The following is a 16,367-nucleotide window of genomic DNA, read 5'->3' on the forward strand; positions in this document are numbered from 1 at the left end:
GTTTTATTGATGTGTGTAAAGATTATAATTCTTATTTTTACTCATGACAATAAAAAAATATAAGGGATATACTTATTGGAATCTCTACAACACATAACCCAATATAAATTATGGATAAGGATCAAAGCAGGTATGAAAAGATGACATATAACAGATGTGGGAAAAGCGGTCTGCTTTTACCTAAAATTTCCCTTGGATTATGGCATAATTTTGCCGGAGTTGACGTTTATGAAAATTCCAAGGAAATGGTGCTAAAGTCATTTGATATGGGTATTACCCATTTTGATCTTGCAAATAATTACGGCCCGCCTCCTGGTTCGGCCGAAGAGACTTTTGGCAAAATTCTTCGCAAAGAACTTTCTGCATACAGGGATCAGATGATCATTACGTCGAAAGCAGGGTATTTGATGTGGCCCGGGCCCTACGGAGAATGGGGATCACGAAAATACCTGATCTCAAGTTGCGATCAAAGCCTAAAGCGCATGGGACTCGACTATGTAGATATTTTTTACAGTCACAGGCCTGATCCTGACACGCCGCTTGAGGAAACTATGATGGCTTTGGATCAGATTGTGAGATCCGGGAAAGCTTTATATGTAGGTATTTCTAATTATGACCCAAAACAATCACAGGAAGCTTTTGACATACTCAGGGCATTGGGAACGCCTTGTATCGTGCACCAACCTTCATACAGCATGTTTAATCGCTGGGTTGAAGATGGATTATTGGATGTGCTTGAAGAGAATGGCGTTGGTTCGGTTGTATTCAGCCCCTTGTTTCAAGGATTGCTGACAGATAAATATTTGAATGGTATTCCCAAAGATTCCAGAGCCGCTAAATCACATGGATTTTTGCAAAGTTCGCAAATCACTCCGGAAAAAATTGAAAAAATAAAAGCCTTAAACCTAATAGCTCAAGACAGGGGGCAAAAAATGTCACAACTTGCACTGAGCTGGGTCTTGAGAGATCCTCGGGTTACAAGCGTCATTATTGGGGCCAGCAAGGTAGCTCAAATAAAAGATGCAGTTGCCATTGTCGATCACCCTGATTTTTCTCAACAGGAACTGGAAAAAATCGAAAAAATCCTTCAATCCTGATCAAATATTTATGAGAGATCACGGTTTATAGTTTTGTTCATTTGACCTGTCACGCAGGTCATGTGGCCTGTCAAGCCACTCTAATTCAGGTACTGTTAATAAGCGTGTTCCGGCTAATTAAAAGGGTTAATGGATACTATCCGTTATATAATAAAATGGAGTTGATTTCATAGGGTTCAAGGCAACCAATTTCTGTGAATCCGCCAAAAAAATCTTAAAATCGTTTTTTGTATGCTTTATTATATTTTTACCTGATTTGGAGTAAAACTGTCAGATATGCCTATTTTAAATCACCGTAGAAGAGCCCCCATTCTTAATTAGTCTAAGCAGGCATCTTCTTATATACAAGTTTTAAAGTGTCAGGAAGCTGTTGGATCAAGGCAGCTTTATAAGTCCGTATATGAAATTACAAGGATTAATCCGTATCTTTGTGAGACTATCAAGAAAAGGGATTAAAAGTTTATTCAGAGTTAAGGCTCTGATATATAGGGTTTTAATCTATTCCAAATCATATATAAAAGAAATGTCAGAATACTGCAAAGCGTGGTTTTTAGTAACATTTTTTATAAGTTGATAAAGTAGGTCAAGTTTAATTGCTCAGAGAAACAGAGAAATTATTATATGAAAAGAAAGAAAAACAGCGTAGGTTTTCAATTTGAATTGTTTCAGGAGGAAACGAAAAGCCCTTTTGACAAACTATTTGATATATTCAAAGAGTTGATTACGCATACTTCGGGAGATTTTGACGAAGCGATGGATTGGCTGGAACAACTGGACCAAGAGTATCAGTTAACAGATGAAAACTACACTTTGGATGATTTTGTAGAAGACCTCAAAGAGAAAGGTTATATAAGGGAAGAAGCGAAGTCAGATGGAACCTTTGATAAAAAAATAACCGCTAAAACTGAAAGGGCAATTCGAAAAAATGCCTTAAACCAGATTTTCGGGCAAATAAGAAAGAAAGGTGCGGGTCATCACAAAACCAATAGCAGCGGTTTAGGAGATGAACATACGGGAGACCTGAGGGAATTTAGATTTGGTGATGCTCTGGAAAACATAAATATTACCGAAAGTTTAAAAAATGCCCAGGTGAATCATGGTTTCGGAAATTTTGAACTTACTGAAAATGACCTGATTGTAGAAGATACGCATCACAAAGCTCAAATGAGCACTGTCCTGATGATTGATATAAGCCATAGCATGATTTTGTATGGGGAAGACAGGATTACCCCGGCAAAAAAAGTTGCAATGGCCCTGGCCGAATTGATTACTACAAGATATCCCAAAGATACCCTTGATATATTGGTTTTTGGCAATGATGCCTGGCCTATTCAACTCAAGGATCTTCCATACTTGCAGGTTGGGCCCTATCATACCAATACTGTAGCAGGTCTCCAATTGGCTTTGGATTTATTGAGAAGGAAAAGAAACACAAATAAACAGATTTTTATGATTACCGATGGCAAGCCAAGTTGTGTCAGGATGCCTGATGGGAGCTATTATAAAAACAGCAATGGCCTCGATGATTTCATCGTGGATAAATGTTATCAAATGGCTGCTCAGGCCAGGAAGTTGCATACGCCTATTACTACTTTTATGATTGCCCGGGATTCTTATTTACAGACCTTCGTGGATGAGTTTACCCGTTCAAACAGAGGTAAGGCTTTTTACACAGGCTTAGATGGATTAGGTGAAATGATATTTCACGATTACGAAAACAACAGAAAAAAAAGAATACGATAATATGGATGTTAGCATAAAAACTTTAGGAGACCTTAGAAAACAAGGATATCAAAGCAGGAGTATCAAATCTGAACTAAGAGAGAATCTCATTGAGAATATTCAAAAAGGTGAAGCTTCCTTTACCGGGATACACGGTTATGATGAAACTGTCATTCCCCAGTTGGAAAGGGCCATACTCTCTCAGCACAATATTAACCTTTTGGGTTTAAGAGGGCAGGCAAAAACGAGGTTGGCAAGACTAATGGTACAGCTTCTGGACGAATATATACCTGTGATTGCTGGCTCTGAGATCAATGATGACCCCTTGATGCCTATCAGTAACTTTGGAAAAGAGCAGGTCGCCTTATTAGGTGATAAGACTCCCATCTCATGGATTCACAGGGACAAAAGGTTTTATGAAAAACTCGCAACTCCTGATGTGACCATTTCTGATTTAATCGGTGACATTGATCCGATCAAAGCGGCGAATTTAAAATTGAGTTATGCTGATGAAAGGGTCATTCATTTTGGGATGATTCCTCGAGCTAACCGTAGTATTTTTGTAATTAATGAATTACCAGATCTTCAATCCAGAATTCAGGTAGCACTATTTAACATACTGGAAGAAGGCGATATACAGATAAGGGGATTTCAGCTGAGATTGCCTTTGGACCTGCAATTTGTCTTTACAGCAAACCCTGAAGATTACACCAACAGAGGGAGTATTGTGACACCGCTGAAAGACAGGATTGGATCTCAAATTTTAACCCATTATCCTGATTCAATTAAAGTCGCGAAAACCATTACGGCCCAGGAAGCGAAACTTCAGGATAACCGGGTTTGCGAGATCCACATTCCCGAACTGGCTAAGGATTTGGTGGAACAAATCGGTTTTGAGGCAAGAGACAGTGAATTTGTAGATAGTAAAAGTGGTATAAGTGCAAGAATGAGTATTACTGCCTATGAGAATCTTTTGAGCACTGCAGAACATAGATGCATTGCTTCCGGATCGGGCTCAACAAGCATTCGTTTTGCCGACATACTTGGGATGATTCCTTCGATTATTGGCAAAGTTGAACTCGTTTATGAAGGAGAGCAGGAGGGTGCGGCTTTTGTTGCGGAAAAATTGATTGGTTCTGCATCGAAAACATTGTTTGATACTTATTTTCCGGCGATCAAAAAATTAAAGCACGAAGATGATAAAGACGTTTATGACGACGTGTTACAGTGGTTCTTTGAGCAAAGCGCTTTTGAATTGATGGATGACGGGACCGAAAAGGAATACAGCGAGGCCCTGAATAGCATTGGTGCCCTTGATAATCTGCTTACAACCTTTATGCCTGAAGCTAAAGCCAAAGACAAGCTTTTTATCAAAGAGTTCGTTCTTTGGGCGCTTGTAGAATACAAAAAACTGAATAAAAAGAGAATTGTAAAAGGTTTTGAATTCAAGGATTCTTACGGGGCTTATTTATCTAATTTATAAATTAACCGAATCCAATCACCTGTAATGAGGTACCATAAACTGCATTTGATCATTTTTTTACAATCCTTTAACAGGAATTACATCTTGCTATGATTTCTTCTGTTTTATTGTTGATATTGGGATTTGGCGTTCCATTTGGCTATTATTATTTAAAAAAGAACCCGCAATTTGGAGGTAAACTGACGAAGGACGAAAAGCTGCGCCTGCAACAATCTGAACACTGGAAAAATGGCATATTCCAGAATCTGTCAAAGACGACCATGGACATGAGTTTGGCATCTTTACCCAAACTGATTCGGGAAAGCATGCAAGGCAGAAAAACCAGAATCCCAAAAGAAGCTATACCGATTATACCCTTTGATGCTCATAAGTTTAAGCCGGATGGTGTTCCCAAGTTTGTTTGGTACGGACATTCTGTACTTTTGCTTCAGATCGACAATAAAAACCTACTTATAGACCCCATGTTTGGGTCGGATGCTTCGCCTGTGGGCCCGATCAGGACAAAAAGATTTTCAAAAGACAGTTTACATATAATAAATAAACTTCCTCCAATTGATGCGATTTTGATGACTCATGATCACTATGACCATCTCGATTTTGGAAGTATGCGCCTGCTGAAACAAAAAGCTGATCGTTTTCTGGTACCACTCGGAGTAGGAAGGCATTTGGAACATTGGGGCGTAGACAAAAACAAGATCACTGAAATTGATTGGTGGCAAGAAATAAAGCTTTTTGATTTACAACTTGTATTGACACCATCGAGGCATTTTTCGGGCAGAGGAGCCTGGGACAGGGCAAAGTCTTTATGGGGTGGCTGGGTGATTAAAAGTGCGAAACACAGTGTGTACTGGAGTGGAGACGGTGGCTATGATGACCATTTCAAAGAGGTTGGAGAGAGATTTGGTCCCTTTGACTGGGGTTTTATGGAATGCGGACAGTATAATGAAAGGTGGCATCAGATTCATATGTACCCTGAAGAGGCTGTGCAGGCTGCCTTAGATGCAAAAGTAGCATATGCTATTCCCGTGCATTGGGGTGCATTTAGCCTCGCTTTGCATCATTGGAAGGAACCCGTAGCCAGATTTATAACAGAAGCCGGTAAAAAGGATCAACCTTATTTAACACCAGAACCGGGCGAAATTGTGAGTATAACCACCGAGAAGACCAGTTCATGGTGGGAGCCTTTGAATTGATCATTTCGATAACTGACTATGCTTCTAATCAAAAACTTGTCGTTTTTTCGTTTCTACGATATTTGTTTCTTCAAAGAAAACACAAAACTTATTTCGGTATCCAATTACTGCATTTTAAATGCCATTTTGACATTCAAAACAACATAAAAGCGACATAATGTCAATATTTTGTGTGAAACTCATGGATTTTGAAGAAAAATAGCTTTTGGTATTCGAGTTGCTATAAAGTTATCAAACGTTAAGACAAAAGTTTAACCTATAAAATAGAATAAAAAATGAGCAATCTAGTGTTAACCAAAAATGGAAACATCGTTAGAAGTATTCAACCTGGTTTAGGGAACTTTCCGGCATGGACTTCTTTTATAGATGATTTGTTTAAAGAGGAATCAGGCTATATTAAGAATGCGGATTTTAATAAAGGAATCACTTTACCAAAAGTAAACATCAAGGAATCTGTTGATTCCTATACTTTGGAAATGGCCGTTCCCGGATTTAAAAAATCTGATTTTGTGATTGATTTGGAAAACGAAAATCTGACCATTTCAGCTGATATTAAGACCGAAGAGGAGGAAACAAAAGAGGATTATACCAGAAAAGAGTTTGGTTATTCATCTTTTAAAAGAACTTTTATACTTCCTGAAACGGTTGAAGAGGACAAGATAGAAGCTGCATATACTGATGGTATTTTGAGCTTGAACATTCCAAAAAAGGAAGAGGCAAAACCCAAGCCTGCCAGAACGATTAAGATATCGTAATTCTTATAAAAGAACATGAAAAAGGCCATCAGATAATTTCTGATGGCTTTTTTTGTGTTTTCTTGGAGTCGTGTTGTTTATCCCTTCTGCAATGGGAGCATTTTCCTGGTATTCCAAAGAAGGTTTAAGCCGAAAAAGAATCCCTGTATCACATCAAATTTACAACTCGTCTCAAATTATCTACAGTTCGGCCAGTCTGAATTTCCCAGGACGTCTTCCCGGCATTAATTTGTGGTATAATATTTAAATACATATATCATGAAAACAGTAATCAATAACGGTACGGCAAACGAAACAAGGTATGTGCATTTTTCTGCTTTTAGCGAAAGTAAAAGAATCAGATGGTCAAATTAGAGAAATTACGGATATTAAAAACCATGACCCAATGAATAGAAAAATGAATTAATGATTTTATCAAAAATCAAGTCTGTGGAAAAAAAATTATTCCACCGTAAAAAGCCTTAACAGTGTTGTTAAGGGTTTTTTTATGATTGGATGTTGATTCTTTAGCCCATTGATATTTGATCAGATTATTTTCTATCTTTAAACAATGGACAAAAGGGCTTTTTTAAAACAACTCTCCCTATTAGGTGTTGGAACGTCGCTCTCATTGATGGAAGGGCTCGCCAAGAATTTTGATGCGGTTTCGCATATAACACCCGTCGAATTGGCTTCAAATGAAAATTTTTGGGAAAGTATTCGCAAGGGATACCTGTTAAATAAGGATTATATCAATTTAGAGAATGGCTATTATTGTATGATGCCCCAAGAGAGTTTTAATGATTATCTCGAAAATGTGAGGACCGTCAATTTTTTGGCATCAAGGTATATGAGGACGGTTCAGCCTGACAATCAAAATACAGCCAGACAGCAACTTGCAGATTTGGCAGGCTGCTCTTTTGATGAAGTCGTAATTACACGTAACACAACAGAATCGTTGGATTTGGTCATCGCAGGCCGGGATTGGAAAAAAGGGGATGAGGCTATATTTGCTGAACAGGATTACGGCGCAATGATGGATATGTTCAGGTTGATGGAAGAGCGCCATGGAATCGTGTCAAAAGTAGTTTCGATACCGAATCATCCCAAGAATGACAAGGAGATTGTTGAGTTATATGCCAATCAGATCACCCACAAGACAAAGATGTTGATGGTCAGCCATGTTGTGAATATAACCGGTCAGGTATTGCCGGTCAAAAAGATTTGTGATATGGCTCATAAAAAGGGTGTTGAAGTCATGGTCGATGGGGCACATGCCTTTGCCCATCTGGATTTTAAGATCCCGGATTTGAATTGTGATTATTATGGAACCAGTTTGCACAAATGGCTGAGTGTTCCTTTAGGTGCCGGATTATTGTATGTAAAAAAAGATAAAATCAAGAATTTATGGCCCCTGTTTGCCGAAACAGCATTGCCAAGGGATGATATAGACAGGTTGAACCACAGGGGCACAACTCCGGTTCACGTGGAACTTGCTATTCCCAAGGCTATTGACATCTATAAAATGATCGGTGGGGAAAGAAAAGAGAAACGACTAAAATATCTAAAAGAATACTGGACAGCAAAAGTAAAAAGCATACCTGGTATCATCATAAACACTCCTTTTGAACCTCAACGATCCTGTGCCATTGCGAATGTCGGCATCAAGGATATGCATTCAAAAGAAATGGCAAATACCTTGTTTGAGGTATACAATATCTGGGTTGTTGCCATTGATCGTCCAGGTGTTCATGGTTGCAGAATAACCCCGAATGTGTTTACATCAACAGATGAACTTGATATATTTGTAAAAGCTTTGACAGAAATGGCCGGCTAAACTCCCGGAGACGGTTACATTCTATTCACCCGGTAAGAAATCGCATAAATAATGAATGATAAAAGTTATTCTAAAAACGAACAGCCCAACAATCCTATGCATGGGGTAAAATTAATCACAGTTCTGGAAGAATTGGTAGGTCACTATGGTTGGAAAGATCTTTCATTGAAAGTCAACATCAATTGTTTTAAAAAGGACCCTTCGATAAATTCCAGCCTTAAGTTTTTAAGAAAAACGCAATGGGCCAGAGATAAGGTGGAGCGGCTTTATCTTGAATTAGAGGAATCAAAGAATATTAATAAGGATTAAATAACAAGCATGGATGGATTGGATATAGTAATGGTCATAGCAATAATACTGTTTGCACGACTGGGGGTAAGGCTTGTAACGGGCTATATAAAATCCAAAAAGAATGATAAAGATGAGTCTGGATAAATGTATTAAAATATATTAATTCACTGATTAAGATAGGTTTATCTGTATGTAAAAACCCTTGCGCTAAACTTTAGAAGACGGGGTCTTTAATAAACTAGCGCTATAATATTTGGAAGAGAAATAGTATATTTAGACTCATATAAAATCAACAATTATGGGTATAGCAGAGAACATCAAGCGCTTTTTTAAAGCAAAGGAGAACAAAGAGCCGGCAGGAGATGCTCCAGAAGGTGTTTGTCCTAATTGCTGGGGCAGACAAGAATGGGAGGGGAATTATTACAAATTGATGAAAGCCAAAAATATTACACCCGAGCACAATACGTATAACAGTTTTATCAATGAAATCGCTTCTAAATTAGATAAGATTACCCTGAAAGAAGACAGTTATGAATGTACAACCTGCCACGTGAAGCAAAAAAAATAAACCCGGGTTGAAAACATCAAAAATCGGTTTAGGCCTTGCTGCCCTGGGGCGTCCTCAATATATCAATCTGAGGCAAGTCATTGATGATGATAAGTCTCAGGAGTATTACAGAAATAATGCGAATCAAATGTTGGATTTTGCCTATGAGCAGGGAGTCCGTCATTTTGATACGGCACCGTCTTATGGCAAGGGAGAATTGTTTTTACAGCAATGGTACGGGCAAAATTCTTATAAAGATTTGATGTTCAGTACAAAATGGGGCTATACCTATGTGGCTAATTGGGATCTGGGATACAAAGAACCCCATGAGATTAAGGAGCATAGCCTAAAGAAGCTTCAAGCTCAATGGACTGTGTCAAAACACCTGTTACCGGCATTGAAAATATACCAGATACATTCTGCTACTTTTGAAAGTGGTGTACTCGAAAATTCTCAGGTATTGGATGAGCTTTTTAGAATTAAAAAGGAAACAGGCTTAAAAATGGGTATATCGACCAGTGGAGATCGTCAGCCTGAATTACTGGAATTCGCATCACGCATAAGAATTGAGAACGAGCTTCTTTTTGATAGTTTTCAAGTAACGTTTAATATTTTGGAAACAAGCACCAATATCGCTTTAAAAAAGCTGATTGAAGGAGGAAGAACAGTTATTGTAAAGGAGGCCCTGGCCAACGGCAGGATGTTTAGAAATGACCATTATAAGCATTACGAAGAGTTGTATACTTGTCTGGAGCGTTTGTCTGAAAAGTATCAGGTATCGGTCGATGCCATTGCCTTAAGATTCATTATTGACTATCTTCAACCTGAAGTTGTTTTGAGTGGAGCTTCAAATGTCAAGCAACTAACTGAAAACCTGAAAGCATTAAACTTTGAACTGAATCATCAGGAACTGGCATCTTTGAAAAAGTTTGCCGTTGATTCGAAGTCTTATTGGAACGAAAGAAAGCATCTGCAATGGAATTAAAGCTTGATTATAAAAATAGATAAAGAGCTATGTTGGATATAAATTTGTTATGATATGAAGAGAAGATCATTTTTAAAAAAAGCAGGTTATGGCACCTTGGGATCCATCGCGGGAATACCTGTTGTTTTTGCCTCAAACATACCAAAAGGGTATGAACTTATTGCCTTTCAGGATCCGGATCCTTTCAAAATGTTTGGCCTTAACAGTTCAATGGTCGTTTTAAATAATAAACCATATAATATTGAAGCTCAGGCACATTTGCTGGATGATAAAGTTACGCCAAACGACAAGATGTTTATCCGTAACAACGGTCTTATGCCAAAAGAAATTAATGCCGATGACTGGGTACTGACTATTGATGGTGAGTCGGTGAACGAAGTGAAATCATATTCTTTAGCTGAGCTCAAATCGAAATTCAAGGCCTATACCTATCAGCTTACATTGGAATGCGGTGGGAACGGAAGAAGTGAATTTGACCCACCGGCCAAAGGTAATCAATGGACCGTAGGAGCCGTACATTGTGCCAGGTGGACCGGGCTCAGGCTAAAGGACCTGCTGGCAGATGCAGGGCTAAAGGATGATGCTGTTTATATTGGCTACCATGCGACGGATATACATTTAAGCGGAGACGCAAATAAGGAACCGATCAGCAGAGGGGTTCCGGTGCACAAGGCGCATCAAAATGAAACGCTGCTCGCTTATTTAATGAATGATAAACCCATACCACCGGTACATGGTTATCCCTTGCGTTTGATAGCTGGTGGCTGGCCGGCCTCGGCCTCAGGCAAATGGATCAACAGGATCAGTGTGAGAAACATAGAGCATGACGGAACTAAAATGAAAGGCAGCTCATACAGGGTTCCTAAATACCCTGTTTCCCCGGGCCAGGAGGTTGCAGATAGTGACATGAAGATTATCGAATCCATGCCCGTTAAATCTTTAATTACTTTTCCTAAATCGGGGGCAGTATTTAACAAGTCAACAATATTACAAATTAGGGGTCATGCCTGGGCCGGGGAATTAGAAGTGGTCAAAATGGAATATTCTATTGATTTTGGATCGACCTGGAATCCATGTTCTCTTGAAAAACCAGTAAACAGGTTGGCATGGCAGCATTTTGACGCAGAGATCACGTTTCCCGAAATGGGTTATTATGAAGTTTGGGCAAGGGCCACTGATGCTGAAGGAACAGCTCAGCCCATGCTCGTTCCGGGTTGGAACCCAAAAGGCTATTTAAACAATGCATGTCATCGTATAGCGGTTAAGGTACTATAAGAGAATGGGAAGTAATAAAAAATATTTTATTGACAGCAATCCAAAGAGGTGGAAACCATTTGGCTTTATTTTTATTGCCATCCTTGTTGTTGTGTTTTTAATTGTCTCTTCAGTACATTTTTTTTCAGATAAAACCCCGGAGCAGGTCCCGGATCCTAAGCAAGAGCCTGATAATGAAATTGTAGATGGTATCCACTTGCGAACCGGCTTAAAGGAAGGTGATGGATTATCAACCGTTATCACCCATTGTACCGCCTGTCATTCGGCACAATTAATTATTCAAAACAGAATGAACAAAGAAAGGTGGAATGCTACCATAAGATGGATGCAGGAAACCCAAAATTTGTGGGACCTGGGAGCTAATCAAGATGTGATTGTCGATTATTTGGTGAAAAACTATCCTGTATATAGTAAGGGCAGGCGTGAGAATCTTAAAAATATTGAGTGGTATGATTTGTCTGACTGATTTATTCGAGGCATCTACCGGCTTGAACCTGATGTTATTGCCAATACGCATCAAAGATTAGGAGCACTTATTTAATGCCTGATTATAGAAAAAATGAACTTTTTTTTATTGAGGATTGACATTCTGTTTTTTGATCAAGCTATAAAAAACAAGTTTTAATATTGTTAATTACTTACCTGGCCAGGAGCGTATTGAATCATGGCAAGAATTTGGTTAGGCTGTAAAACCTTTATTTATATAGATTTATACTATTTAAGTATCAAAAAATAAAATGAATAAAACGTGTTTATATCGATTTTAATAAAAAGTAAAAATAAATGTTATTTATATTAATATTTATATTATTTTTGCACGCTCAATTAAAATTGAAACTATGAAAGTCAATACAACAAAGAAAATAGTAAGTTCTAAAGAAGGTGTTCAGACAGTTCTCTTTAGCGATTCGAAGGCAATCAATTGGAATGTCAAACGAAGATTCAGATAATAAGTTAAACTCGAGGCTCCTTTTAAGGAGCCTTTTTTTATCATAATAGTTATAAGTATTATTCCAGGTTGTAAAAACTTATCAATACTTCAACCCTTGACCTTACGTTAAAAAGGCTTCAGTAAAAATCTTTATCCGTGCTTTGTCAATTGAAGGATCAGGGTGACTATCTTTGCAAAAAATAATTTTATGTCAAAACAATTTTCCCAATTGGGAATCATTGAACCTCTTATAAGGAGTCTGACTGATTCTAAAATTTCAATTCCAACTGATATTCAACAGAAAAGCATCCCTTTGTTTTTAGAGGAAAAAAATGATTTAGTTGGATTGGCTAAAACGGGAACAGGTAAAACGGCAGCCTTTGGTTTACCATTGCTTCAGCTTGTAGATCAGGATCAGTCCCATATCCAGGGTGTAATTCTTGCTCCTACAAGAGAACTTGGACAACAGATATTCAATAACCTGGTCTCTTTTGCCAAATACCTCCCGGAGATCTCAATTGCTTCTGTTTGTGGCGGTGTTCCAATTAAACCACAAATAGAACGATTAAGCCAGACCACACATATAATCGTTGCAACACCGGGCAGATTAATTGATCTGATTCAAAGAAAGGCTGTAAACATCAAACACACCGGTTATTTGGTATTGGATGAAGCGGATGAAATGCTCAGTGCTTTAAAAGATGGTTTAGACCTTATTATTGAAGAACTGCCAAAAAACAGAAGAACTTTTTTGTTTACGGCAACCATGCCAGGGGCCATTAAACAGTTGATCCAGAATTATATGTCAAAACATGTCATGCAGATAGAGGCTGATATGGAAACTGTTGGCCATCAAGGGATCGATCATCAATTTGTAGTGGTACAACCCATAGAGAAACTGGACGTACTGATGCATTTCTTGAATTCAAAATTAGGGCAAAGAGGCATTATATTTTGTAAAACAAAAGCAGCTGTGAATAAGCTGGCAAAGAATCTGGCTATACATAAATTTTCATCGGGAGCACTGCATGGAAGCTTGTCTCAAGGCATCAGGGACCGAATCATGGCGCAATTCAGAGAAGGGCATATAGATATACTTGTTGCCACGGATCTTGCTGCAAGAGGTATTGATGTAAAGGAAATTTCATACGTGGTCAATTATCATCTGCCGGATGTTTATGAAACCTATGTACACCGGAGTGGCCGAACCGCAAGGGCAGGGGCCAAGGGGATTTCACTTACTGTGCTGCAAGAAGAAGAGCTCTTTGAAATCGCAGATTTTGAAAAGGAACTGGGTATTATATTTAAGAGAATGGCCAAGGCAGATGCTAAAAGCCTTGAAGAAAATAATGCCCTGCTGTGGGCAAAGAAAATATTCAAGACCAAACCTAATCATGAGTTTTCTCCTGAAGTTAAAAAGCAGGTTCATACGATTTTTCATCATTTAACAAAAGAGGAACTGGTAGAGAAAGCGCTGGCCCATTATTTAGCTCAAAGCAAATCGGCCCAAGGCCCGGTAAAAAAATCCAAAAAGAAAAATACCCGTTAAATCAAAGCAATGTCAGATACCATTAGAGAACAGGAAGCCATTTTGAACAAGTTGAATATACATCAACTCAACCCAATGCAGGAGGAGGCAATCCCAACAATAGAGCGGGTAAAAAACACGATTTTATTGTCGCCGACAGGAACGGGTAAAACCCTTGCTTTCCTGTTACCCATTATCAATAACCTGGATATCACCTGCAAAGAAATTCAAGCACTTATCCTGGTGCCCTCCAGAGAGCTTGCGATTCAAATAGAACAGGTCATCAGGAACATGGGTTCAGGATATAAAGTAAATGCTGTTTATGGTGGCAGGCCGATTTCAAAGGATAAGATAGAATTAAAACACACTCCGGCTATTCTTGTAGGGACACCCGGAAGGGTAGAGGATCACTTCAGAAGTGACCGTTTCTCCAGGGAACATATTCAGACCCTTGTTTTGGATGAGTTTGACAAGAGCCTTGAAACCGGGTTCGAATCGCAGATGAAAGCTATTATTAAGCAACTGCCCAACGTAAAGAAACGAATTTTAACTTCGGCTACACAGGGGATAGAAGTACCTGAATTCGTAGGCCTGCATAGACCTACCGTAATTAGTTATCTAGAAGATGCCTCCACGAAGCTTTTGGTAAAAAATATCATTTCGCCTTCAAAAAATAAGTTGAACAGCCTTTTATCTCTTCTGCATTATATCGGGAATCAACCTGGAATCGTTTTTTGCAACCTTAGAGAGAGTGTCGAAGAAGTAAGTGGGTTTTTGCATAAAAATAATATCAGTCATGGATGTTTTAGCGGGGGAATGGAACAAAGGGATCGGGAGCGCAGCCTTATAAAATTCAGAAATGGGACCTATCAGCTCATCGTGGCAACAGATCTTGCTGCAAGAGGCATAGATATTCCTGAACTGAAGTATATCATTCATTATGAGTTGCCAAGAACGCCCCAGGAATTTACTCACAGAAATGGTCGTACTGCAAGAGTCAATGCTAAAGGAACAGCTTATATCCTGAGTTGGGAAAAGGAATACCAACCTGATTTTATCAAAGATGTGGCTATCGAAAACATTGATGGTGTTGGGAAGCGAAAAGCACAGTTCTGGCAAACTCTGTTTATCTCAGGGGGCAGAAAAGACAAGATTTCGAAAGGAGATGTCGCAGGATTATTCTTTAAGCAAGGAAACCTTAGCAAGGATCAATTGGGGGTGATTGAATTGAAACAGGATTGCACTTTTGTAGCGGTACCTCTCAGCCTGGCTGAAGATCTGGTTGCACAACTCAACAATAGCCGGCTTAAAAAGAAAAAAGTCAGGATTAGCATTGTTTAAAGTCGGGTCGTTTTACCTTCGACTATTTGAATATGAGCATTATGCTGCTCTTTATTTCTTAGTGAATACTAAAAGCCGTTAATTATTTTTTGAAAAAACATTTTTAGGAATGAAATTTGCTATTTGTTCACTTTATCCATAAAAAACCAAACTTTTAGTTATGTTAAAAAAGATACCCAGGCTGCTGTTGATATTGATGTTGTTGGGAGTGCATCAAAATTCATGGTCTCAGGCGAATTTCAAAGTTCAGATAGGTCAAATAGATAGCCTGTATTCGGAGGTTCTTCAAGAATCGAGGGAAATTTACATTCAATTGCCCGAATCTTTTAATCCTCAAAGTGATGTTAAATACCCTGTCGCCTATATCATAGATGGAGATGTTATGCTCAATGCGCTGCATACAGTTCACAGTTATTACAGTGGTGGGTTTATACCTGAAATGATTCTTATAGGTATTTCGAATGCTGAGAACAGAACCAGGGACCTGACTACATCAGAACTTTCTGAAAGAAGGGAACAGGTTTACAGCGAGGAAAATGGAGGAGCAGAGAAGTTTACTCAATTCATTGAATCAGAATTATTCCCGTTTGTTGAAAATAATTACCCTGCCACCAATTACAGAACCCTGATTGGGCATTCCTACGGAGGCCTTTTTACCGTGAACACCCTATTAAAACATCCTGATTTATTTGCAAATTATCTTGCTATAGATCCAAGTATGGATTGGGATGACCAGAAATTACTCAAGGAGTCTCAAGAAATATTAAGTCAAAAAAGTTTTAACGGAAAGTCTTTGTTTGTATCACTGGGAGGCCAATTACACATGGCTGACACCGATATTACCATAGATAATGTCATGAAAGATACTACTGAATTTACACTGTTCGCAAGGTCCAATATAGAATTGTCGAATATCGTAAACTACAATAAACACAACGGCCTTGGTTTTTATTGGAAGTTTTATCCAAATGATTTACACGGAACCATTCCCTTGCCTTCGATCATGGATGGCTTGATTGAAGTTTTTAGCTGGTATCAAATGGAAGATATCAATAAATTCAACGATCCTGAAACACCAAAAGAGGTTTTATATGATATTATAAAACGCCGCGAAACAAAACTAAAAGCCCACTTTGGTTATGCGGTAGCTCCATACCCCGATTTTTTATTCAATATGAGTGGATATATGAGCATGGATATGGGATATCCTGAAAAAGCACTTATGTATTTTCAATTGAATACTGAATACTACCCTGACGATGCCAATACCTATGACTCACTGGCGGATTATTACGAGGCTCAAAACGATACAGGCAATGCCCTGAAAAACGTTTTAAAAGCCTATGAATTATCCGGTTCAGACTACCATAAAAAGCGTTTGGAGCAATTAAGAGCCAGGTAAA

14 protein-coding genes are annotated in these 16,367 nt (G+C 38.6%); all 14 read left to right on the forward strand.

Annotated features, from left to right (window positions below; genetic code table 11):
- Nucleotides 1-140: 140 nt before the first annotated feature.
- The 14 genes from AABB81_RS02460 (at nt 141) to AABB81_RS02525 (ending at nt 16,366) form a co-directional block, all read left to right on the forward strand.
- Nucleotides 141-1,097, forward strand: a complete 957-nt coding sequence (locus AABB81_RS02460) for an aldo/keto reductase (RefSeq protein WP_342159635.1) — start codon at nt 141-143, stop codon at nt 1,095-1,097.
- 621 nt (nt 1,098-1,718) lie between these two features.
- Entirely contained in the window at nt 1,719-2,840 is a 1,122-nt protein-coding gene (locus AABB81_RS02465) for a vWA domain-containing protein (protein WP_342158363.1), read from the forward strand.
- Between the two features lies 1 nt (nt 2,841).
- Nucleotides 2,842-4,302, forward strand: coding sequence for an AAA family ATPase (locus AABB81_RS02470; RefSeq protein ID WP_342158365.1), 1,461 nt, complete (start codon nt 2,842-2,844; stop codon nt 4,300-4,302).
- An 89-nt stretch (nt 4,303-4,391) separates the two neighbouring features.
- Nucleotides 4,392-5,495 (forward strand): MBL fold metallo-hydrolase, encoded by a 1,104-nt coding sequence (locus AABB81_RS02475; RefSeq protein WP_342158367.1) that lies wholly within the window; start codon nt 4,392-4,394, stop codon nt 5,493-5,495.
- Nucleotides 5,496-5,770: 275 nt separating this feature from the next.
- Nucleotides 5,771-6,250, forward strand: coding sequence for an Hsp20/alpha crystallin family protein (locus AABB81_RS02480; protein WP_342158369.1), 480 nt, complete (start codon nt 5,771-5,773; stop codon nt 6,248-6,250).
- Between the two features lie 550 nt (nt 6,251-6,800).
- A complete protein-coding gene (locus tag AABB81_RS02485; RefSeq protein ID WP_342158371.1) occupies nt 6,801-8,066 on the forward strand; it encodes an aminotransferase class V-fold PLP-dependent enzyme in 1,266 nt (421 codons plus the stop codon).
- Between the two features lie 51 nt (nt 8,067-8,117).
- Nucleotides 8,118-8,375 carry a VF530 family protein gene (locus AABB81_RS02490; protein ID WP_342158372.1) on the forward strand — a complete coding sequence of 86 codons (258 nt, stop codon included), beginning with the start codon at nt 8,118-8,120 and terminating at the stop codon, nt 8,373-8,375.
- Nucleotides 8,376-8,655: 280 nt separating this feature from the next.
- Nucleotides 8,656-8,925, forward strand: a complete 270-nt coding sequence (locus AABB81_RS02495) for a hypothetical protein (protein WP_342158373.1) — start codon at nt 8,656-8,658, stop codon at nt 8,923-8,925.
- A gap of 7 nt (nt 8,926-8,932) precedes the next feature.
- On the forward strand, nt 8,933-9,889 hold the full coding sequence (locus AABB81_RS02500; RefSeq protein ID WP_342158374.1) for an aldo/keto reductase: 957 nt from the start codon (nt 8,933-8,935) through the stop codon (nt 9,887-9,889).
- Nucleotides 9,890-9,943: 54 nt separating this feature from the next.
- On the forward strand, nt 9,944-11,164 hold the full coding sequence (locus AABB81_RS02505) for a sulfite oxidase (RefSeq protein ID WP_342158375.1): 1,221 nt from the start codon (nt 9,944-9,946) through the stop codon (nt 11,162-11,164).
- Between the two features lie 4 nt (nt 11,165-11,168).
- A complete protein-coding gene (locus AABB81_RS02510) occupies nt 11,169-11,630 on the forward strand; it encodes a monoheme cytochrome C (protein ID WP_342158377.1) in 462 nt (153 codons plus the stop codon).
- 673 nt (nt 11,631-12,303) lie between these two features.
- Nucleotides 12,304-13,644: a DEAD/DEAH box helicase gene (locus AABB81_RS02515; protein ID WP_342158379.1), complete on the forward strand. Its 1,341-nt coding sequence runs from the start codon at nt 12,304-12,306 to the stop codon at nt 13,642-13,644.
- A gap of 9 nt (nt 13,645-13,653) precedes the next feature.
- Nucleotides 13,654-14,964, forward strand: a complete 1,311-nt coding sequence (locus AABB81_RS02520) for a DEAD/DEAH box helicase (RefSeq protein WP_342158382.1) — start codon at nt 13,654-13,656, stop codon at nt 14,962-14,964.
- A gap of 160 nt (nt 14,965-15,124) precedes the next feature.
- The gene (locus AABB81_RS02525) at nt 15,125-16,366 is read left to right on the forward strand and encodes an alpha/beta hydrolase-fold protein (RefSeq protein WP_342158385.1); all 1,242 of its coding nucleotides are present in this window, start codon (nt 15,125-15,127) and stop codon (nt 16,364-16,366) included.
- The last annotated feature ends 1 nt before the right edge of the window (nt 16,367 follow it).

It is taken from the genome of Lutimonas vermicola (assembly GCF_038433205.1).
GTDB lineage: Bacteria > Bacteroidota > Bacteroidia > Flavobacteriales > Flavobacteriaceae > Lutimonas > Lutimonas vermicola.

Coding starts and splice junctions, on each gene's coding strand:
- AABB81_RS02515 (WP_342158379.1), top strand. CDS start 12,304: ATGTCAAAACAATTTTCCCAATTGGGAATCATTGAACCTCTTATAAGG.
- AABB81_RS02490 (WP_342158372.1), top strand. CDS start 8,118: ATGAATGATAAAAGTTATTCTAAAAACGAACAGCCCAACAATCCTATG.
- AABB81_RS02505 (WP_342158375.1), top strand. CDS start 9,944: ATGAAGAGAAGATCATTTTTAAAAAAAGCAGGTTATGGCACCTTGGGA.
- AABB81_RS02480 (WP_342158369.1), top strand. CDS start 5,771: ATGAGCAATCTAGTGTTAACCAAAAATGGAAACATCGTTAGAAGTATT.
- AABB81_RS02460 (WP_342159635.1), top strand. CDS start 141: ATGACATATAACAGATGTGGGAAAAGCGGTCTGCTTTTACCTAAAATT.
- AABB81_RS02475 (WP_342158367.1), top strand. CDS start 4,392: ATGATTTCTTCTGTTTTATTGTTGATATTGGGATTTGGCGTTCCATTT.
- AABB81_RS02495 (WP_342158373.1), top strand. CDS start 8,656: ATGGGTATAGCAGAGAACATCAAGCGCTTTTTTAAAGCAAAGGAGAAC.
- AABB81_RS02525 (WP_342158385.1), top strand. CDS start 15,125: ATGTTAAAAAAGATACCCAGGCTGCTGTTGATATTGATGTTGTTGGGA.
- AABB81_RS02465 (WP_342158363.1), top strand. CDS start 1,719: ATGAAAAGAAAGAAAAACAGCGTAGGTTTTCAATTTGAATTGTTTCAG.
- AABB81_RS02470 (WP_342158365.1), top strand. CDS start 2,842: ATGGATGTTAGCATAAAAACTTTAGGAGACCTTAGAAAACAAGGATAT.
- AABB81_RS02510 (WP_342158377.1), top strand. CDS start 11,169: ATGGGAAGTAATAAAAAATATTTTATTGACAGCAATCCAAAGAGGTGG.
- AABB81_RS02485 (WP_342158371.1), top strand. CDS start 6,801: ATGGACAAAAGGGCTTTTTTAAAACAACTCTCCCTATTAGGTGTTGGA.
- AABB81_RS02520 (WP_342158382.1), top strand. CDS start 13,654: ATGTCAGATACCATTAGAGAACAGGAAGCCATTTTGAACAAGTTGAAT.